The organism is Rhizobium sp. 05N430 (genome assembly GCF_056396985.1).
Genome location: NZ_JBFTMO010000016.1, coordinates 41,630 through 61,572, shown reverse-complemented (window position 1 = coordinate 61,572; position 19,943 = coordinate 41,630). Strand labels below are relative to the sequence as shown.

The following is a 19,943-nucleotide window of genomic DNA, read 5'->3' as shown; positions in this document are numbered from 1 at the left end:
ACAGGCTTCCATTGCAACCAAGCAGGACGGAAGGCCCATGAAGGACAGCACTTCACTACGTTGCATCTGTTGCGAGAATACCTTTCTTCCCTCCGCATCTGCCCCATGTGCCTGAAAGACATTTTCTGCCAGATCTCAGCCTATCACCGCTGCTGATCATTCCATTTCGGTTTCCTTCGAAAGAAACCATCTTAGAATTGGCGATGCCCTCTTGGCTTTCAAGAATTCGATCTTTTTTTGCTGTTACCCCCCACCGCCCTATCATCATCGGGTGGGGTGGCTACACCGAGCTTGGTCAGTGTGTGAGGAAAACACGGCTCACTGTTAGTATGACGCTCGCCAGAAGGGATCACGATACGCCATGGCGGGAGCGTATCGATACGAGAGCGCCGCTGCGGGGTCCGTTGACCACGGGGCTGCTGCGTGCCGAGTTCGGCTGGCGGACCGCTACCTCTTCATATCCGGGCAGAGGTACGGCGTTTTCACCGGCACATAGCGGTGATCGATTTTGTCCTTTCCAGCGCTTATCGAAAGGACAAGCTCCTTTTCTGAGACGGACTTAACGTCTGCTGAGACGGGAATCCCATTTTCGTCCCACGACAGCTTCTTCTGCGCCAGGCGCTTCCACCGTGTCACCGAGTACGTCTCCCAGCAAGAATCCTGCAGCAATGTCCCGTCTGACAGAAACGTCGTCATCACGCCCGGAAGGCCGTTTGACGGGTTTTGCTCAGACCAGATACGATTTGTGAGGAGGTCGACTTTGACTACGACGTCAGAGGCCGGCTGTTGGCCTGATGCGCTTGTGAATGCCCCGATTGTGGCGAGGCCACAGAGAGCGAGCCCTATAGCGAAAATCCTGGTCTTTCTCGAAATCATATCATCCTCGTTGTGGTTGCAAAATGGAGACGGCCGCCGGACCAGGGAGCTAGGCCTTGGTTGACAGCATTGGCACCCTAAACCTTCGTATAGTTGATCATGTGGAGCTAAGGTTCTCCGATGCCTTCTGATTTGCAGGGAGAGCGATGTGCGGAAGCGTGCGGCGAGCGTGTACCGCTGGCTGATGGAAGAAACAGCCGGCAAGCGGTTTATAGATGCTATCCTGGTGGAAATGTGTGAGCGGCTGGTCGCCATCGGCATGCCTCTGGCGCGAGCGACGCTCTTTTTTGACAGCCATAATCCAGAGTGGCTGGGCGCACGCGTTTTGTGGACGAGGGGCGAGTCGGACGCTGAGGTTCGAACCTTTGACTACGGCATCAATGAGCGGCCAACCTATCTGAACAGCCCGATGTATCTTGTCGACTTGGGGCAGGCCGAGGTTCGACAACGCCTGACCTTCGAGGGACCTTACGAAAACGACTTTCCTATCTACACGGAACTGAGCTGGGAAGGGATGACTGACTACGTTGCTTGGCCGCTTCAGCATTCGCTTGGAAACCGACATGCCGTGACCTTCGCCAGCGACGCTAAGAATGGATTTTCAGAGGAAGATCTAGGGGACCTTCGTGCGCTGCTGCCGCCGCTGGGTCTCGTCAGCGAGATCCGACTGAAGAACCGTCTCACTCGGACACTGCTCGACACTTACGTTGGTCCGCATGCCAGTGAGCAAATACTCGCAGGCGCGACTACTCGGGGAAGCGGCTTCACGGTTGGTGCGGCAATAATGATCTGTGACCTCCGCGACTTTACGGCGATATCCGATTCCCTTCCACGGGACGAGGTTCTCATGCTGCTAAACGGCTTCTTTGACGCTATGGGGCAACCAGTCGCTCAGAATGGGGGAGAGATCCTCAAGTTCATGGGTGACGGCTTTCTGGCTATTTTCGACCTGAAGGACCCCGAGGCGCCGACTAACCTTTTGCGCTCGGTTGCTGAGGGACAGCGGAACCTCGACGCCTTTAACGATATGAATTCACGCAGCAACATGGCCCGGTTGCAGTGTGGCACAGGTGTTCACGTTGGTGATGTCATGTATGGTAATATCGGCTCAAGAAATCGGCTAGATTTCACTGCTATCGGTCCTGTGGTCAATATCGCTTCACGTCTTGAGACACTCACAAAAACTCTTCAGCGACCAGTTCTGCTATCCCGGGAGTTCGTCGACATGGCGTCATGCCGCCCCACCGTCGAACCACTTGGCTCCTTTCAGCTAAAGGGGCTGGGTAGACCAGTCGAGGTGTTTGCGTTCTCTGGGGATTGCGCAACAATCTGAAACGAGAGATTCGATTGTGGCCCTTCATTCGCTAAATTTGATGAGGATTCATGCGACGGACAAGCTTTAGCAAGTTCAGGTGCCCGGTAGCGCAAGCGCTCGACAAAGTCGGTGACTGGTGGAGCATTATTCTCATTCGGGATGCATTTGAAGGGCTTTCCAGATTTGATGAGTTTCAACAGAGTCTTGGGATTTCCTCAAATTCGCTAACCAGCAGGTTGAGATACCTCGTTGAGGTAGGGGTCCTTGAAAGGCATTTGTACCAAGAGCGGCCCTCACGATATCAATACGTCCTGACGCCATTGGGAAGGGAGTTTTTTCCAGTTCTGATAACCCTATTTGAGTGGGGTAACCTACAGAACAAAGCTGATGACGTTACAATGCTTCTTGGAGCAGTTAAGGGAGGGGCCGAGCGCCGTCCTGTGGTAATGGACAAGGCAACAGGCGAAATAATCACGGAGAAGAACACGCGATTGTTAGCCGGACCGGCGGCGGACGCTGCAATTCTGGAACGCGTCGCCCTCGTAAAATCGGTCAGGGCAGGGAAGTAGCAGCTGGCTTTCCTAGTCTAGCTGAACCAGGCGTCACAGATTTCAATCTGTACAAGCAGATCCGCCGGCTCCCCCGTTCGGTCATCGTCGTAGAATATCTCGTGCAAGGTCGGAACGCGAATTCCTTGGAAATTCCGGTATCTGGACGCCCGGTTAACCGTGCGTATTTCCAGCACCTCGATTACGTTGTCGCACCGTCTTAGAAGTCCGTCAGGTCCGAAACATGCGATCTGCTCACGGGTGTGGGTAACTACGCTGTCCGGGAATGTGACCCTAAGCCTCCTGCACTGCTCACCTTCATATTCGCAGGGTTCCAACTCTTCGCTCTCGAACCCCGGATACGTATAGAGGAACGGTGCCATAAGGCTTGTCCAAACCGCTGAACTTGAGAAATACGCGACGTGGAACTCATTCCAAGGGGATTCCGCCGACTGGTTTCTGAAGGCTGAACGGGGATTGTAGCAACTTTCCACGATATCGGCATCAGCCTCCTCAAATGTTACCCGGCCCGACGAGAAAGTCATGCGATGACGCGGGTGCGATGCGCGGCTCATCCAAACTTTCTCCTCGTGCGTCTCAAGTACAGAGGTCATTCGGTCAAGGAGCCCAGCTTGGCGCTTCTGCTGCCATATGGCTCCCCCTATCGATAGCTCGGCCGATAGCCGTCGGTACTCACTCCACCGACCAATGCCACCGTGTGCCTCGACTGCCTCCGCAAGAAGTTCTGTCATAGGAGCGCCTCTCAAGTTCCCGACAAGACTTGATGGTGAGGGTGCAATGGGATGCAATGAATCGCGAGTTAAAGGATATTTTAAATTGTTATCGCGCCATCGAGAGGCCCTGCAACGCTCAAAAACGCTCAAAGGCAGACATTAGCAATTTTTAACAAACGTTATCTGGCGAGCAATCTTCGGTCGCTGCAATCTGCTCACGAGAGGGGTCGTTACCAACCACGACGACAACCAGAGCTGGGCGATCGATCAGGGTGTCATATGAAGCGTGCGCTAGAGGGCAAAGTGGCACTAGTGACCGGAGCCACCAGTGGGATCGGCGAGGCAGTTGCCCGCAGATTGGCTGAAGACGGTGCAAATCTCGCACTTTCATGCCGATCTTCAACCGCTCGCTGTGAGCAAATTGCGGCCGAACTCGAAGCGGCCGGCGAAAATTGTGCTTCGTTCAGAAGCGATCAGGCGGCAAGGAATGCCGGGCCAAGGCTCGTTAGGTCAGTCGTGGCGCACTTCGGCCGCCTCGATATCTTGGTTGCGAACGCAGCAGTTCGTGCATCCTGGCAAGTGGATGATCCAGACGTTGACGAGGCTGTCCTTGAGCATCAGTTCGCGGTGAATGTGACGGGGACAATTTCCCTCATCCGGTCCGCATGCAGGGCGATGAAAGAAGGTGGGAGAATTATCGCCGTCGGCGCAGGCGTCGCCGACCGCGTGGGATCACCTGGTTTGGCTGACTTCGCAGCGACCAAAGCGGCTCTGGCCGCTTTTTGCCGTGGTGCTGCCCATGACTTGGGACCTCGCGGCATTACCGTCAATGTCGTTCAGGCTGCCGCAATCGCGACAGCGTCTACGCCACACTCCGGGCTTATCGCGGACGCGGAGATCGCGGCTAATGTTCTCCACCGGTTCGGGAATCCATCGGAAGTGGCATCGGCGATTGCGTTTCTCGCGGGAAGCGATGCATCCTTCGTGACCGGAAGTGTGATAAACGTAGACGGCGGATACTGCGCTTAAGCCCAAGCCGCGGTGGGAGTTCGGTCATGACGCATGAGAGTGATCTTGCCAGCTCCCGCGACTTGATGCGGCGAGTTAAAACCAGTCGCCGGTTTGTTCTACTTTGGCTCACCGCCGTGTTTTCGATCAACTTCTTGGACCGGCAAGTCCTATCTTTATTCGCTCAGCCCATCAAGGCAGAGTTCGAGCTCACCGACTCCATGGTCGGACTTCTTTACGGGATAGGCTTCGCGCTGATTTACGGGACGGGTGGTTTCCCGATCGCCAGGATCGCAGACCGCGGTGTGCGAGTTCCGATCATCAACTGGGCTCTTATGTTCTTTAGTGCAATGACTGCGGTCTCAGCTTTTGCCGGCGGATTCTGGCAACTCGCCCTAGCGCGGATCGGAGTTGCGGCAGGGGAAAGTGGCACCAATCCACCGTCACATTCGATCATCGCGGATCTCTATCGGCCGCATGAGCGGAGTATCGCGATGGCGACTTTTTCCCTTGGGCCTCACATCGGCGTGCTGGCCGGGTTCTTGGTGCTTGCATGGATTGGAGGCCATTGGGGGTGGCGTACAGCTTTCGTGATGATCGGTGTCTTCGGGGTTTGCGTCTCACTTCTAGGGATGTTGATGATTTCGGAGCCTCAACGCAGTGATCAAAGAGCGGATCCCGCTCCTCGATCGGTGGTTGCCGCGCTACAAATCGCGTTCAAGACCCCGGCAGCAAGGCATGTATTCATTGGAGCGACGCTCTTTTCGACGTTTTCGAACGCGATCTTGGGTTGGCTCCCGTCTATGTTGGTCCGCCATGGAATGTCGGTTACTGAAGTCGGCACCACGCTCGCGATTGTCCTTGGCTTGGTCGGTGGATGTGGGACGTTGCTGGGAGGCATACTCTCGGACAAGATCTCAGGTGGTGACCCATGCCGCCGCCTCAAAATTCTTGCAGCTGTACTTTTCCTTTCGGGCCTAGCGTGGGTCGCCGTGTTCCAGGTGGTGTCACCTGCAGTGATGGTAACTCTGCTCGTGTTGCCTGCCGGGCTTCTAGGCTTTTACCTTGGGCCCACGTTTTCAACGATCCAGTCGCTCGCAGCGCCCCAAGTGCGTGCAATGGCTGCCGCTGCATTGGTGTTCTCCGGAAATGTCATCGGACTGAGCCTTGGCCCGTTGGTGGTCGGCGCCATAAGCGACATCCTCACCCGTTATGGTGTCGACCAATCGCTCGACATCGCTCTAACCTGCATCACGCCGCTATGTGTGTGGTCTTCGATCCATTATTGGGCGGCAGCGCGAACCGTCAACGCCGACATTCCAAGGGCGGGGCATAAGCGCTCTTATACGGAGCATCGATGAGCAGGCACTACTTCACCTTCGGCCCTTTCACGCTAAATCCGTCTAAGCGGCTATTAGAGCGTGACGGCAAAGCGGTGAAAATTAGCGGACGTGCTCTCGACCTTTTGACGGCCCTGATAGCCCAGCCTGGAGATTTCCTGTCAAATGAAGATTTGATGCGCCTCGTATGGGGCCCAACGGCGGTCGATGAAGGCTCGGTCCGCGTGCACATGTCGGGGCTGAGAAAAGCGCTCGGCGAGAGCCAGTCGCATGCCAGATGCATCGTGAACGTTTCCGGAAAAGGATATAGCTTCGTAGGCGACTTCGAAAGGCATGATGTTGCCGTCGATACTCCTCCGTTGATCCCTGTGAAAAAACAAGCTCTGCCCGCACCAGTTGCCAAGGTGTTCGGTCGTGACTCGTTCTGTGAACTCATATCTGACGAGCTTCCCGCAAGCCGGTTTATTACAATTGTTGGCCCGGGTGGCGTGGGGAAGACGACCGTTGCCTTGTCCGTGGCAAATGCGGTGCAGGAGAGGTACCGCGATGGCGTGCTCTACGTCGATTTATCAGCCACAAGCAGCAGCGAGCAGGTGCCTGCAGCGATAATGTCAGCTTTAGGGGCGGGCGCCTACGCCGATAACCCGATGTCCGACATCCAGTACGAGCTGTCTCGCATGAATTTGCTCCTGGTTCTTGACAGCTGCGAGCACGTTATCGATGCGGCGGCATCGGTCAGTGAAGGAATTTTGCGTACTGCTCCCGAGGTGCATCTGCTTGCGACTAGTCGTGAGCCGCTTAATGCGGAGGGAGAATGGGTGCGCCGGCTGCAGCCCTTGCCTGGTCCAGTGAGCGACATCGAAGTTGTTGCAAATGTCGCCATTTCCTATCCCGCCATAGAAATGTTCGTCGCGCGGGCGATCGCAAATGATCCCAGCTTCGGTATTTCCGATGAGAACGCGCCGACGATCGCGGAGCTTTGCCGGAGGCTGGACGGACTGCCGTTGGCGATTGAGTTCGCAGCGTCTCGGATCGAGGAGTTTGGACTTGAGGGCGTGGCTGAGCGCTTGGGTGATCGATTTGCGCTTCTCAGCAAGGGGCGGCGAACGGCGCTGCCTCGTCATCGGACACTGCGGCAGACGCTCGATTGGAGCTACGAGCTCCTATCCGAAAATGAAGCTAAGGGCGTGCGGATCCTCTCACTGTTCCTTGCGCCTTTTTCAGTCATCGATGCCGCTTCGGTAATGAACATCGCCGACACCGTCGAGGCTGAACAACTGCTTGGGGGTTTGGCCTCCAAATCGATGCTCTCGGTGGTACGCGAGCCAGCGGGTACAGGTTACCGCCTGCTAGACATGACGCGTGAGTACGGTCGTTTGAAACTATCGGAGGTGGGAGAGGCGGAGGGCTGCTTTTTATCCCATGCCAAGCACTGCCTCGAACTTTTAAAGCTGGCTGAAAAGGAATGGGACAACGGATTGTCCCCCAGCTGGCTTTGGCGCTTCGGTCGTCGAGTATGGGATGTTCGGCAGGCAATAGATTGGGCTTTGTCTTCTGCGGATCATGTGGGGTTGGGGATCGAGCTCACGGCCCACTCCGCGGTGCTATTCACGTCCCTTGGTATGGTTGATCAGCACAGGAGCGAACTTGAGCGGGCAATCTCGGCTAACGCGAAGCGTGGTGATCGTGATCCAATCATGGATGCTCGGATGTTCTCTTCGCTCGGTAACGTACTCTATCAAGTTCAAGGCAACCTCAAGGATGAGGCTGTGCGCGAAGCGTTTCAAAATGCGGTCGCTGCATCTCGTAGGGCCGGCGACAAGTCGTTCGAGGTGCGTTCGCTGTCTGGTCTGTCGGCATCTTACATTATCAGGGGGCGTCATCCAGACGCGCTTGCGCTCGAAGACGAGCTGATCGCCGCTGGCGGGGTGGCTGATCACGCCGTCCAGAGAACGCTCGCGCACAGCACTTTCTTCGAGGGGCTAATGTCCCGGGCCAAGGTTCACATCGAAAACGCTCTTGGCACCTCGTTTGAAGCACACGATATCCGTAAGACCGGTGCGCAGTTTGATCACCGGATGGTCACCCTCAGGTCCACGCTTGCTGCGTACCTTTTCCTAAGCGGTAGGCCGGAGGCTGGGATGTCGGTAGTCAAGGAGTGTGTCGACGACATCTCCTCACTCAACCACCCTATTTCCCTCTGTCACATGATATGCGGTTCTGGATTCCCTATCTCGTTTGCGCTTGGCGGCCCCGATATGGCTCGGCCGTTCCTCGACCTGTTAGCGAGAACGGCTCAACTGCATTCGATCGGCACATGGAAGTTATGGGCTGTCTGCTATGACGCGTTGATGGTGCCCAGGGAACGGCGCGTGGGAACGCAGCGAGAGGCCGTCCTCCATGAGATGAGCGGGCAGGTATGGGGTACCCTCGTCGAGTTCATGTCAATTCTGGGGGAAGACTACGTTGAACCGGCGTTTGTTGATGCTGCCCTCGCAACGCCCTCCAAATGGTGTCGACCCGAACTGATCAGGGTACGCGCCGCGCTTGACTTGCGGGCTGGCGGAAGAGCCGACGAGGCAGAGAAGGCCTTTCGAGAGGCGGTTGAAATGTCCAAGGCCGGGGAAATGATAACCTGGGAGCTGAGGTCGGCTACCAGCCTTGCAGAACTGCTGATCCGTGTTGGAAAGAAGGATGAAGGGCTGACGCTTTTAACCTCTGTGATGGATAAGGTAACCGACGGCTTTGATGGTCGCGATTTCAAACGAGCGGCTCACGTTGCCATTGGGTGAGGCCATTCAAAATATTGGCTTGACAATACGTTGATATCATCCTAATTTTGAAGAATGACAAACGAACTCGACTTTCACGCAAGACTTATGGTTGACCGCAGCTGCTTCGGCCTGAACATTCATCGCGCTGGGCGGGCGGTCGCAAAGAAGTTCGACGACGCGTTTCGGTCGGCGGGCGTGAATCATTGGCAGTTCGCACTGCTGATGACAGTTAACGTCCCGGGTGGCCTCAGCGTGAGCGAGCTGGCGCGTTCGCTGGTAGTCGATCGCACGACGATCACAGCAAACGTCAAGCCGCTTGAGCGACTAGGATTGATATCTATCAGGGTCGATGAAGATGATGCCCGGTCGCGCCGCATAGAGATCACGTCGCAGGGATTGAGTGTCCTGGAGAAGACATATCCGGTGTGGCAGCAAATTAATTCGGAGATCGCGTCAGCGGTCAACTCGGACAAAGATGAGGTTCTCGGTGCTTTGGCAACGATCACCGCGTCAAACACTTAACAAACAACATAATAGGTTGACCTCAACGTGAAAATAGGTTGAGGTCAACATTACAGGAGAGAGGCGATGGCCCTCAAACGAGTCTACACATTTGACGAGGAGACTGGACTGAACCTGCTACGGGTGACTCCGGCCGAGGCCGTATCTCACGATGAGGTCCTCGAAAAGGAGCGCCTCACGAACTGGGAACTGGCGACGCTCTACGTAGTCGGTCTTGAAGGCAACGCTACCGCGTCCGAGATAGGCTTTGCGCTGGTAATGGATCGGTCGACAGTCGCCGAGATCATTCGTCCGCTCGAGCAGCGGAGGGCCATCAAGAAGGTTGCTGCGAAGCGCGGCCGAAAGGGCGCTGTGGCGCTGACCGACGATGGCCAAGATTTACTAGGGAAGGGACTAGACCTGTGGCGGTCCGCGAACGTGGCGCTGCCAAAGGCTGGGAAAACAGAACTCGGGCCGGTTCGGAATGAGATCGAAAGCTCGAAAAAAATCACTGCAATAGCGTAAATACGTTGATATCAACTTAAATAGGGACAAGTCACATGAACTATCTTGCTGTAAATAGGGGACTTGGCGCCATCAGAGCGCTATCCAAGCTCGCCCTTGCATCCACTATCCTCCTCGCTGTTCCGGCCCTTGCCGAAGACGGAGGCGACCCTCGGATGAAGGCGCCCGTCGTCCGGACTGCACTCGCCAAAGATATCATCGCTGGAAAGCGGTCTTTCACCGGTGTTGTGATGGCACGGGTAGAGAGCAACCTGGGCTTTCGCGTTAGTGGCAAGGTTATCGAGCGCCTCGTCGATGTTGGCGAGACTGTTCGAAAGGGCCAGCCACTGATGCGATTGGATGACATCGACCTTGGTCTTGCACTCCGCGCAAAAGATAATGCGGTCATCTCGGCTAAAGCGGCGCTTGCCAGAAGTGAAGCAGATGAAAAGCGCTTCGCGCGTTTGCTCGCAGCCGGTGCCGCTTCACATCAGCTGTACGACCAGGCAAAGCAGGCATATGACACAGATGTTGCTCAGCTCGATGCCTCCATTGCCGATGCCGACTTTGCCAAGAACGAAGCGTCGTACGCAGTTCTTGTCGCTGATTCCGATGGTGTCATCACAGAAACTCTCGCAGAACCTGGCCAAGTAGTTTCAGCCGGTCAGGCCGTTGTTAAGCTTGCTCATGGTGGCGAGCGTGAGGCGAGCGTAAACCTCCCCGAAACAGTTCGCCCCGCAATCGGATCGACCGGCTACGCGTCGGTTTATGGCCTTGACGGCTCACCGATCGACGCACGCCTTCGCCAGCTTTCCAGCGCGGCCGACCCAGCGACTAGAACATTCGAAGCTCGCTACGTTCTCAAGAGCGAAGGCGAAGTACCGTTGGGATCGACAATCAAGGTTACGATTGACCTGCCAGGTGATGAGACCTCCGCGTCGTCTGTCGACGTCCCGATCGGCTCGGTGTTTGACCGCGGCGCCGGCACAGGTGTCTGGGTCGTGACGGGCGACAAGGTCGCCTTTGAACCAGTCAAGGTTCTCAAGGTAGGTGAAGAAAACGCGATCGTCACAGGCATTGACCGCGGAACCACGGTGGTCGCCGTTGGTGTCAATCTCCTTAGTGAAGGCATGCCGGTTCGGCTTGGCGATGAAAGGATTGCATCGAAATGAGCGGCTTTAATCTCTCGGCGTTTGCCGTCAAGGAGCGTGCTATCACGCTCTTCCTCATCATAGCCATCGCTATCGCCGGTGGTTTTGCCTTCCTCAAACTTGGTAGAGCAGAAGATCCGCTGTTCACGATCAAGCAGTTCACGGTGACTGCTGTCTGGCCTGGTGCCACCGCAAAGGAAATGCAGCAGCTTGTAGCTGAACCCCTCGAAAAGCGGCTCCAGGAACTCCGCTACTACGACCGCGTCGAGACCATCGCGCGACCCGGCGCCGTCTTCATGACTGTAAGTCTCCTCGACAGCATGCCACCGTCGAGCGTTCCCGAAGAGTTCTACCAAGCCCGGAAGAAGGTTGGCGACGAGTCACTCAAGCTGCCGAACGGTGTATTGGGACCGTACATCAATGACGAATATTCGGATGTAAGCTTTGCCCTATATGCGCTGAAGGCTCAAGGAATGCCCGCTCGCGAGCTGGCTCGTCAGGCCGAGGCGCTGCGCCAGGAAATGCTTCATGTCCCGGGCGTCAAGAAGGTCAACATTCTTGGAGAACAGGCCGAAAAGATCTTCGTAGAGTTCTCCTACGCTCGCCTTGCTGGGTTAGGCATTAGCCCACAGGATGTCTTCCAGAGCCTACAGCTGCAGAACAATGTTGCTCCCGCCGGCTCGATCGACACCAACGGTCCGCAGGTCTTTCTGCGTGTTGATGGTGGCTATGACGATGTCCAGAAGATCAAAGACACGCCGATCGTCGTCGGCAACCGGAATATGAAGCTGTCTGACCTTGCGGTTGTTCGCCGTGGTTACGAAGATCCTGCGACGTACCGTATCCGTCATCAGGGTGAAGATGCTCTGATGCTCAGCGTGGTTATGCAAGATGGCTGGAATGGCCTCAATCTCGGCGCTGCCCTCGAACAGAAGGCTTCGGAACTGACTTCCACGCTCCCGCTTGGTGTAACGCTGCAGAAGGTCACTGACCAAGCCGTGAACATCTCGGAAGCAGTAGACGAGTTCATGCTCAAGTTCTTCGTGGCACTTGGCGTCGTATTGCTCGTCAGCCTTCTTAGCCTGGGCTGGAGAAGCGGTATCATTGTTGCTGCCGCGATCCCTCTCACGCTTGCCATAGTCTTCCTTGTCATGATGGGTACCGACAGAGCGTTTGACCGCATCACGTTGGGAGCTCTTATCCTGTCGCTAGGTCTGCTTGTCGACGACGCAATCATCGCCATTGAAATTATGGTGGTGAAGATGGAAGAGGGGATGGACCGGATCCATGCCGCTGCCTACGCCTGGAGCCACACCGCTGCGCCGATGCTCTCTGGTACGCTCGTCACCATCATCGGCCTGATGCCGGTCGGGTTTGCGAAATCCAGCTCTGGCGAATATGCCGGCAATATCTTCTGGATTGTGGGCTTTGCTCTGATGGCATCTTGGTTCGTCGCAGTTGCTTTCACTCCCTATCTTGGTGTGAAGCTGCTGCCGAACATCAAGCCGGTCGAAGGTGGTCATACGGCAATCTATAATACCCCGAACTACCGTCGCCTCCGTGCCGTGGTTAAATGGGCCGTTCGCCGTAAGTTCCTCGTAGCATCAGTGGTATTGGTAATGTTCGTGGCCGCAGGTGCTGGCATGACAGTCGTCAAGAAGCAGTTCTTCCCGGCCTCTGACCGCCCCGAGCTGCTGCTTGAAGTGCAGATGCCCGAAGGTACAAGCATCGAAGCAACCGAACGCGCGGTGAAGAAAGTAGAAGACTACGTTCGTGCACAGCCTGAAGCCAAAATTGTTACCTCGTATGTCGGCCAGGGCGCTCCACGCTTCTTCTTCTCATACGCACCGGAATTGCCCGACCCGTCCTTCGCCAAGATCGTTGTCCTCACGCCTGATGCCAAGGCTCGCGAGATCCTCAAAATCCGCCTGCGCGAGAAGGTTGCTGACGGCCTGGCCCCGGAAGGACGAGTTCGCGTAACCCAGCTCGTCTTTGGTCCGTACTCGCAGTTCCCGGTCGCCTATCGCGTCATGGGTCCCGACGAGAGCAAGGTTCGTGACATCGCCGACAGCGTCCTCGATATTATGCGTGCAAACCCGCATACCCGCACCGTCAACCGTGATTGGGGTGACCGCGTAGCCTCGGTGAAGTTCGTCTTCGACCAGGAACGTCTGAAGCTGATCGGTCTCTCCCCGGTTCAGGCTGCGCAGCAGCTGCAGTTCTTGCTGACCGGTGTGAATGTTACGGCAGTTCGCGAGGATATCCGCTCGGTTGCCGTGGTTGCTCGCAGTGACGGTGAGGAACGTCTGGACCCTGCACGCCTTGGCGACTTCACGCTTGTATCTCCGGACGGCAAGACGATCCCGCTTGATCAGATCGGCCGTATGGAAGTGACGACCGAGGACCCTATCCTCAAGCGTCGCGACCGCACTCCCACGATCACAGTGCGCAGTGATGTTCAGGAAGGCATTCAGCCTCCGGATGTTGCTGCTGAGGTAACCAAATCCCTGCAGCCTCTCATTCAGTCGCTGCCGGCTGGCTACAGGATCGAGGTCGGTGCCGACGTCGAAGAGTCTCTAAAGGCCAACGTAGCGCTGGCCAAAGTATTTCCGATCATGATCGTACTGACCATGCTTGTCATCATGCTGCAGGTTCGGTCATTCTCTGCCATGGCGATGGTGCTCCTTACCGCGCCCCTTGGTCTCCTTGGTGCTGTGCCGACGCTGATTATCTTCCATCAGCCGTTCGGGTTCACCGCCATCCTCGCCTTGATCGGTCTGTCGGGTATCCTGATGCGCAACACGCTGATCCTTATGGAGCAGATCAAAACGAACATGCACGAAGGGTTGGATACCTACCACGCAGTTGTTGAAGCGACTGTTCAGCGAGCCCGTCCGGTCATCTTGACTGCCCTGGCTGCCGTCCTCGCCTTTATACCGCTGACCTTCTCCGTGTTCTGGGGCGCACTTGCCTACACTCTGATTGGTGGCACTGCGGTAGGCACAGTGATCATCCTGCTGTTCCTGCCGGCGCTCTATGCCATCTGGTATCGGGTCCGTCCCCCCGTGGTAGAGGTAGCGTCCGAAGAGCTTGCGCCTGCACTAGATCAAGAAATCGGCGACGGTTCGGCAGCAGCCTGAACATAGCCTTGGCGGCACGGACCCACTTCTCTCTCTCCTTGGTGGGGCCGTGCCGTCAAAACCATACCTTCGTATAATTGCCAATCGCCTACCCACCTCCACACACTCTCGCGATTATCTGCACGGAGACCTGACCATGAACCTACTTCTCGCCTACACACTCTTTCACGTGCTCGTCAGTCTGGTGGAAATCGCCGCGGGCATCGCCCTAGTTCGCGCTTTTATTAACCGCAGCCCCTCCGACGGTCCGGCCAAGCTGTTCTTGATAACTGCCGCGATTACACTTTTCGGTGGCTTCTTGTTTCCATTTCATGGCGTCACGCCCGCTATCGTAATCGGATTGCTGAACGTCGCTATACTAGCGGTCACGATTTTTGCGTGGCGGAAGGCCAGCACCGCACGAGTTTGGAATGCGACGTTCGTGATTGGTGCACTCGCCTTGCTCTATTTCAACTGTCTTGTGCTGATCGTACAGTCTTTTCAAAAAGTCCCGGGGCTGCATGATCTGGCTCCGGTTGGCAATGAACCGGCTGTACTTGTCTCGCAGACGGTTTTGCTGATCGCAGCGGTGGTAGTTGGCTATTTTTCCTTTCGGGGCACGCGGCGGATCGCCTAACGAATCAAGACCCCGGTTTTTCTCTCCGGAAGCTGCGATATGACCCAGAGCTAAAACAGCGCCGAGCCGACCTTTCTGCTCGGCGCTTTAACACGATTGAGGACGAACTCGGACTTGAACGGTATGAAGATGCCACCCGGTTAGGGAGGGGGCTTACGCCCTATCTGACAGCGCGGCCGAGGAAAAAGCGGTGAAATAGAAGTCTGTCCCGAACGATCAGTGCGATGTGGCGATATCTGCAGAAACTATAGATACTTATATCTTTTTGCTTTCGTGACTAAAGCAATCGCTTGATCTCGCGCTTTAGTCAGAGACACTGGGCCGAGGCCCGTTAGGGATCGCTATCGGGCTTTGGCCGTTAGGTTTGAAGAGGAAGTCGCGGATTGATCGGCGCGTTGCCCAAATTATTGCGTTCGAGGCGACGCGGACGAGACCACTCGTTACGCGCAGTTTCACTGAGAACAAGACCATGGCCAAATCGGTCAGGCGCGTAGGCGAAGCCGTTCGAGATTTCAATCGGCTGCTCGACCAGGTGGTCAAAATTCTGGAACGAATACTCAAGCCATTCCACCTCCGGAAGTGCCACCGCCATGTGCACGCCCACTTCAAGAAACGTATTGCCAAGGCTCACAGGGACGCCGAGTTCTGCCGCGAGCCAGCCAATCCGCATGACGTCTGTTACTTGGCCGTGGACGTTCAACAGGTCCGTCCCGTAATTTTCCATGAGCAGGCGCTTACCTGCTGCATCGAGATACTCACCACTGTTGATTTGGGTCCAGTTGACGGCGTGACGCAACGTTCGGAGGCCTTCAAAGTCGTGGCGAAGGATAGGATCTTCGACCCAGAGCAGCGCGTGGCCAGCGTCACGGATTGCCGTCAGTTTGACTAGTGCCTCCTTGGAACTCCAGGCCTCGTTCGGGTCGATCATGATTGAGGAGCCGGCGGGGACAATCTCTTTTAAAAGGTCCAGCCGGCGCATATCACGCTTGAAGTCCGGATGTCCGACCTTGATTTTAAACGCCTCGTATCCAAGGCTGGCAGCATGCGCAAATAGTGCGCAGAATGCATCGTCACTTAGGTGGAAATCCAAGCCGCTTGCATAGGCACGGACCCGGTTGCGGCGGCTACCGAGAAGTTTGTGCAAAGGAAGGCCTGCTTCTTTGGCGGCGAGGTCCCACAGGGCAACCTGCAATGCCTCATGAAATGGAAGCGAGAATGCTCGCTGATTTCCACCCCGGGGCCGATTGACGCGATGGACTAGGCCAATCGCCTCTTCATTGACTATTGAAGGCCAGACCTCGTTGGCGAACACGGCCTCGATCTCAGACTGGTCGGGCAATGGATGAAAAAGGGTCTGCATAAAGCCCAGGCCGATTTTTCCACTCTCGCCGACGAGTTCGAGTGCCGCAACATTGACGTCATCGGCACGAACCTGGCTATCGCCGATTATCCTATCGCGGGCAAACTGAAATCGCGTTATACGAAATTCGGAAAGGGGCATGATCGTGCTCTCTGATCGCTTTAGAATGATAATTGATCTATCAGGGGTATTATCGAAGCTATGAGAAAATCGCAAGTGCGCAAAACGAATGTGAGTGCTTCGGAGGTCGCGGCCCCCCGGCTGAGTGACTTGGCTTACGATCGTATCCTTGAAAGTCTGTTCGATCGAAAGGTGCCGGTTGGCGCCTTCATCTCCCAAGGTGAACTATCTGAAATCGTTGGTGTGCCGGTCGCCCCGCTGCGGGATGCGTTGCGAATGCTTGAGGCGGAAGGGATCCTCACTATCCATCCCCGCTCAGGGATACAGTTCGTGCGTCCCGGCCTCGAACTAACAAGGGCGACATATCAGTTCCGTTCGATCGTCGAGCGATCGGCGGTGCGCGTATTTGCAGAAGAGGCCAGCGAAGACCTCATGAACAATCTAGAAGTCCGCCATGCCAGGCTGTTGCGCAAGCTTGAAAGTGATGGATTGGCACCAGACCACCTCGCAGAGATGGATGCGTTGGAACTGGACCTCCACGGGCAGATTGTCGCTGCTCTGCGAAACCCGCTGATCGACACAGCCTATCGTCGAATGCACAACTATCTGCGTCTCCTTAGACTTGAACGCAAGATGACGGCACCCATACTCATTCGGACGCTTAAGGAGCATCTTGATATCCTGGAAGCTTGCTCGTCCAGAAACCCGGACGTCGCGGAGCGGGCGTTGCAAGCCCATTTTCAAGCGGCAATCAACCGCAATCTCGGCCTCACCTGACTCGCTCGCCACGCACATGTCCAAATCGGCAGTTGCCCATGCAATGAAAGACTGCTATCTCGATCTGATCGATCAGAATGTTTATCTGATATCTGGGAGGATTGAGAGATGCAGATCACTAAGCGCGAGTTTCTCGTCGCGACAGCAGCCCTCGCGCTTGCAAGCGGCGTACGATCAGCTAGTGCCGCTACCGCGATTAACTATTGGCATCACTTCGCTAGTCAGTCCGAGATGGCCGGACTCATGAAGATCATTGAGCTGTTCGGCAAAGCTCATCCGGACATTGCGGTCACGCAGGAAAGCATTCCGAACTCCGAATATATGGCGAAGGTTTCATCGGCTGTCGTGGCCGGTGGCCGTCCGGACACTGGAATGGTGATTGCCGAGCGGTTTGCCGATTTGATCGCGATGGGTGCCTTGACCGACATTACCGAACGGGTGAACGGTTGGAAGGGCAAGGCCAACCTCCCGGAAAACCGTTGGGCGGGGATGTCTCAGGATGGCTTAATCTACGCTGTTCCGGCCTTCGCATTCGTCGACTGGATGTACTACCGAAAGGATTATTTCGAGGAGGCAGGGCTCTCCGGGCCGCCGAAGAATTTCGAAGAATTCGTTTCCGTTTGCCGCAAACTGACCGATGCCGACAAGGGCCGCTATGCGTTCGGCATGCGCGGTGGGGCAGGTGCATTCAAATACGTGATCGATGTCATGGAAGCTTTTGGCTCACCAATCGTCAAAGATGGTCAGCCTGCGATCGACAAGGCAGCTGCCGTCGAGGCAGTGACATTCTATTCGAGCCTTTTCCTGAAGGAGAAGGTCGTGCCTCCGAGCGCACCAAATGATAGCTACAGGCAGATCATGGAGGGCTTCCGGACGGGCCAAACTGCGATGGTCTGGCATCACACCGGGTCACTCAGCGAGATCTCGGCCGCTCTTAAGCCCGGCGAACAATTTGCTACCGCTCCGATGCCGGCTGGGCCAAAGTCGCATATCGCTCGCGTCGCGTACGCGGCAAATGGCATCATGAAGGACGACAACATTGACGCGGCCTGGGACTGGATAAGCTTCTGGGGTGAGACGGATGCCGCTGTCGCTCTCCTGGAGGCGACCGGCTATTTCCCGGCGTCTACGGCGGCGCTGCAAGACCAACGGATTACCTCGAACCCCATCTATCAAGCGGCGTCCGAGACACTCGATTTCGGGCGGTTGCCGAATAGCTTTGCGGGTGCCGCGGGCTGGTCCGAAAACGTCGTCAATCCGACCTTCCAATCCGTACTGACTGGTCAGCTGACCCCCGAACAAGCGGTTGACCAGATGGTTGAGGGGCTCGAAGCCGCCCTGCGTTAAGCATTGGCGCGACGGTCTCTCTCTCGTCGCTCCCGGAGGACGGCATGCGCCGCGACATCATGAAGCCTATATACGCACGTGGTCCAAAAACCTTCCTCGGGGACCTATCCGAAACACGATCTTGGGTATACCTGCTGCTGATCCCGAGCCTGACCCTGCTCGTGCTCGTGGTTGCCTACCCCACGCTTTACGGTTTCATCATCAGCGCCAGGGAGATGAGGCTTACCCGGCCTGGCCTTAACGGCTGGGTCGGAGCAAAGCATTATGTGGCAATGATGTCGGATCGGGTGTTCTGGATATCGCTTAAGAACACGGCCGTCTGGGTGAGTGCGGCAATCGCGATTGAAGTAACCCTCGGATTTATCGCCGCCGTTGCGCTAAACCGCAATGTACCAGGTACAAGGATCTTCGGCGTTCTCATCCTGCTCCCATACTTTTTGCCGAATGTTGTTGCGGGACACATGTGGGCGCTTCTTCTCGATCCTCGCCTCGGCGTCATCAATGACATATTGGTGAGGATCGGGCTTCTGAGTGCCTATAAGGCTTGGTTTGCTGATCCGGCCACGGCGCTGGCTGCGACCATTCTCGTTGAAGCCTGGCACGGCTTTCCTTTTTTCTCCCTGCTGTTTCTGGCCGGGCTCAAAGGCATCCCCGAAGATCTCTATAAAGCGGCTGCTGTCGATGGCGCAGGCCCAGTGAGGCAGTTTCGCTTAATCACCGTGCCGATGCTCAAGACCGTTATCACCGCTGCAATCATTCTACGTGTGATCAGTCTGGTAAATTCGCCAGACTTGCTTCTAGTGCTGACAGGCGGAGGACCGGGAAACGCGACGCAAGTGCTTTCACTTTACGCGTTCCAGACGGCCTATCGCGAGTTCAACTTTGGCTACGCTGGAGCTCTCTCGGTAGTCATGTTCGTGATCCTGATGGCATTTGCAACCCTCTACATCAGGTTGGCACGGATATCGAAGGGATGACGATGATCAGAACGAGCAGGAGCCGCCGACGGGTGGCCGACATTCTCACCTATGCAGTTCTTGTCACGATGACGGTCTTCTGTCTCGGCCCAATCTTCTGGATGCTTTTGACATCTGTGAAGAACGAAACAGACATCGTCACATCCCATATGCAGTACATTCCGCGCTCGATCACCTTCGGGAACTACCGTGCAATCTGGACACAGTCGAATTTTCCCGTGCTGATCACCAACAGTCTGATCGTGACGGCGATTACCGTTGCGATCTGCGTGAGCACCGGGACTTTGGCTGCCTATGCATTCTCTCGATCGTCGTTTAAGGGCAGAGAAAAGCTGATGATCGGTTATCTGCTCGTACGAATGTTCCCGGCCGTCATGGTTATCATCCCGCTTTTCGTGGTGATGAGAACAGTCGGCCTTGTCGATAGCCGCTTCGGTTTGGCGCTAGCCTACACAAGCTTTCTGCTGCCGCTCTTCGTCTGGATGTTAAAAGGTTTCTTCGACGCGGCGCCAAAGGAACTGGAAAGCGCCGCGCGTGTCGACGGCTCGACGCGGCTTGGCGCTATGGTGCGCATCATCCTGCCGCTCACGAGAAATGGTCTAATCGCCAGCTCCGTGTTCATCGCGATTGCCGCTTGGAACGAATTCATCTTCGCCCTCATGCTGACTACGGGGCAGGGGTCGCGAACCTGGCCGGTCGGCCTTCAGTTGATGGTCGGGGAATTCCAGCTTCCTTGGGGCGTTCTGGCGGCCGGGGGTATTCTGAGCATCCTGCCAGTGGTCATCCTGTTTGCAATCGTTCAGCGAGCAATGGTCCAAGGCCTCACAGCAGGTGCAGTCAAGGGATAAGGAAACG

At 56.1% G+C, this 19,943-nt stretch carries 17 protein-coding genes; 14 read left to right on the top strand and 3 right to left on the bottom strand.

The annotated features are described in order from the left end of the window. Positions 1-447: 447 nt before the first annotated feature. Entirely contained in the window at positions 448-876 is a 429-nt protein-coding gene (locus tag AC1DJO_RS24760; RefSeq protein ID WP_477973359.1) for a hypothetical protein, read from the bottom strand. Between the two features lie 184 nt (positions 877-1,060). Here AC1DJO_RS24760 and AC1DJO_RS24755 point away from each other — a divergent pair, with 184 nt between their 5' ends. Both AC1DJO_RS24755 and AC1DJO_RS24750 read left to right on the top strand, forming a co-directional pair. Then, entirely contained in the window at positions 1,061-2,209 is a 1,149-nt protein-coding gene (locus AC1DJO_RS24755) for an adenylate/guanylate cyclase domain-containing protein (protein ID WP_477973472.1), read from the top strand. Between the two features lie 50 nt (positions 2,210-2,259). Continuing rightward, positions 2,260-2,760 carry a winged helix-turn-helix transcriptional regulator gene (locus tag AC1DJO_RS24750; protein ID WP_477973357.1) on the top strand — a complete coding sequence of 167 codons (501 nt, stop codon included), beginning with the start codon at positions 2,260-2,262 and terminating at the stop codon, positions 2,758-2,760. A 17-nt stretch (positions 2,761-2,777) separates the two neighbouring features. On the opposite strand, the gene AC1DJO_RS24745 is transcribed toward AC1DJO_RS24750, so the two are convergent. After that, on the bottom strand, positions 2,778-3,314 hold the full coding sequence (locus tag AC1DJO_RS24745) for a hypothetical protein (protein ID WP_477973355.1): 537 nt from the start codon (positions 3,312-3,314) through the stop codon (positions 2,778-2,780). Positions 3,315-3,752: 438 nt separating this feature from the next. On the opposite strand from AC1DJO_RS24745, the gene AC1DJO_RS24740 reads away from it, so the two are divergent. The 8 genes from AC1DJO_RS24740 (at position 3,753) to AC1DJO_RS24705 (ending at position 14,507) form a co-directional block, all read left to right on the top strand. Further along, positions 3,753-4,502, top strand: a complete 750-nt coding sequence (locus AC1DJO_RS24740) for an SDR family NAD(P)-dependent oxidoreductase (RefSeq protein ID WP_477973353.1) — start codon at positions 3,753-3,755, stop codon at positions 4,500-4,502. 26 nt (positions 4,503-4,528) lie between these two features. Next, complete coding sequence (locus AC1DJO_RS24735) at positions 4,529-5,842, top strand: spinster family MFS transporter (RefSeq protein WP_477973351.1); 1,314 nt, start codon at positions 4,529-4,531, stop codon at positions 5,840-5,842. Next, positions 5,839-8,613, top strand: a complete 2,775-nt coding sequence (locus tag AC1DJO_RS24730; protein WP_477973349.1) for an ATP-binding protein — start codon at positions 5,839-5,841, stop codon at positions 8,611-8,613. The genes AC1DJO_RS24735 and AC1DJO_RS24730 overlap by 4 nt, the downstream gene beginning before the upstream one ends. Positions 8,614-8,667: 54 nt before the next feature. After that, positions 8,668-9,117: a MarR family winged helix-turn-helix transcriptional regulator gene (locus tag AC1DJO_RS24725; protein ID WP_477973347.1), complete on the top strand. Its 450-nt coding sequence runs from the start codon at positions 8,668-8,670 to the stop codon at positions 9,115-9,117. Between the two features lie 66 nt (positions 9,118-9,183). Then, a complete protein-coding gene (locus AC1DJO_RS24720; protein WP_477973345.1) occupies positions 9,184-9,621 on the top strand; it encodes a winged helix DNA-binding protein in 438 nt (145 codons plus the stop codon). 35 nt (positions 9,622-9,656) lie between these two features. Next, positions 9,657-10,772 carry an efflux RND transporter periplasmic adaptor subunit gene (locus AC1DJO_RS24715; RefSeq protein ID WP_477973343.1) on the top strand — a complete coding sequence of 372 codons (1,116 nt, stop codon included), beginning with the start codon at positions 9,657-9,659 and terminating at the stop codon, positions 10,770-10,772. Beyond that, complete coding sequence (locus tag AC1DJO_RS24710; RefSeq protein WP_477973341.1) at positions 10,769-13,891, top strand: efflux RND transporter permease subunit; 3,123 nt, start codon at positions 10,769-10,771, stop codon at positions 13,889-13,891. Before AC1DJO_RS24715 ends, AC1DJO_RS24710 begins: the two co-directional genes overlap by 4 nt. A gap of 136 nt (positions 13,892-14,027) precedes the next feature. Then, positions 14,028-14,507 carry a hypothetical protein gene (locus AC1DJO_RS24705; protein ID WP_477973339.1) on the top strand — a complete coding sequence of 160 codons (480 nt, stop codon included), beginning with the start codon at positions 14,028-14,030 and terminating at the stop codon, positions 14,505-14,507. Positions 14,508-14,865: 358 nt separating this feature from the next. On the opposite strand, the gene AC1DJO_RS24700 is transcribed toward AC1DJO_RS24705, so the two are convergent. Next, the gene (locus AC1DJO_RS24700; RefSeq protein WP_477973337.1) at positions 14,866-16,008 is read right to left on the bottom strand and encodes a mandelate racemase/muconate lactonizing enzyme family protein; all 1,143 of its coding nucleotides are present in this window, start codon (positions 16,006-16,008) and stop codon (positions 14,866-14,868) included. Between the two features lie 60 nt (positions 16,009-16,068). Here AC1DJO_RS24700 and AC1DJO_RS24695 point away from each other — a divergent pair, with 60 nt between their 5' ends. From AC1DJO_RS24695 to AC1DJO_RS24680, 4 genes are all read left to right on the top strand, one after another. Further along, positions 16,069-16,764, top strand: coding sequence for a GntR family transcriptional regulator (locus AC1DJO_RS24695; protein WP_477973335.1), 696 nt, complete (start codon positions 16,069-16,071; stop codon positions 16,762-16,764). A 108-nt stretch (positions 16,765-16,872) separates the two neighbouring features. Continuing rightward, entirely contained in the window at positions 16,873-18,111 is a 1,239-nt protein-coding gene (locus tag AC1DJO_RS24690; RefSeq protein WP_477973333.1) for an ABC transporter substrate-binding protein, read from the top strand. 59 nt (positions 18,112-18,170) lie between these two features. Next, positions 18,171-19,088, top strand: coding sequence for a carbohydrate ABC transporter permease (locus AC1DJO_RS24685; RefSeq protein WP_477973470.1), 918 nt, complete (start codon positions 18,171-18,173; stop codon positions 19,086-19,088). 2 nt (positions 19,089-19,090) lie between these two features. Next, positions 19,091-19,936 carry a carbohydrate ABC transporter permease gene (locus AC1DJO_RS24680; protein ID WP_477973468.1) on the top strand — a complete coding sequence of 282 codons (846 nt, stop codon included), beginning with the start codon at positions 19,091-19,093 and terminating at the stop codon, positions 19,934-19,936. Positions 19,937-19,943: the final 7 nt, after the last annotated feature.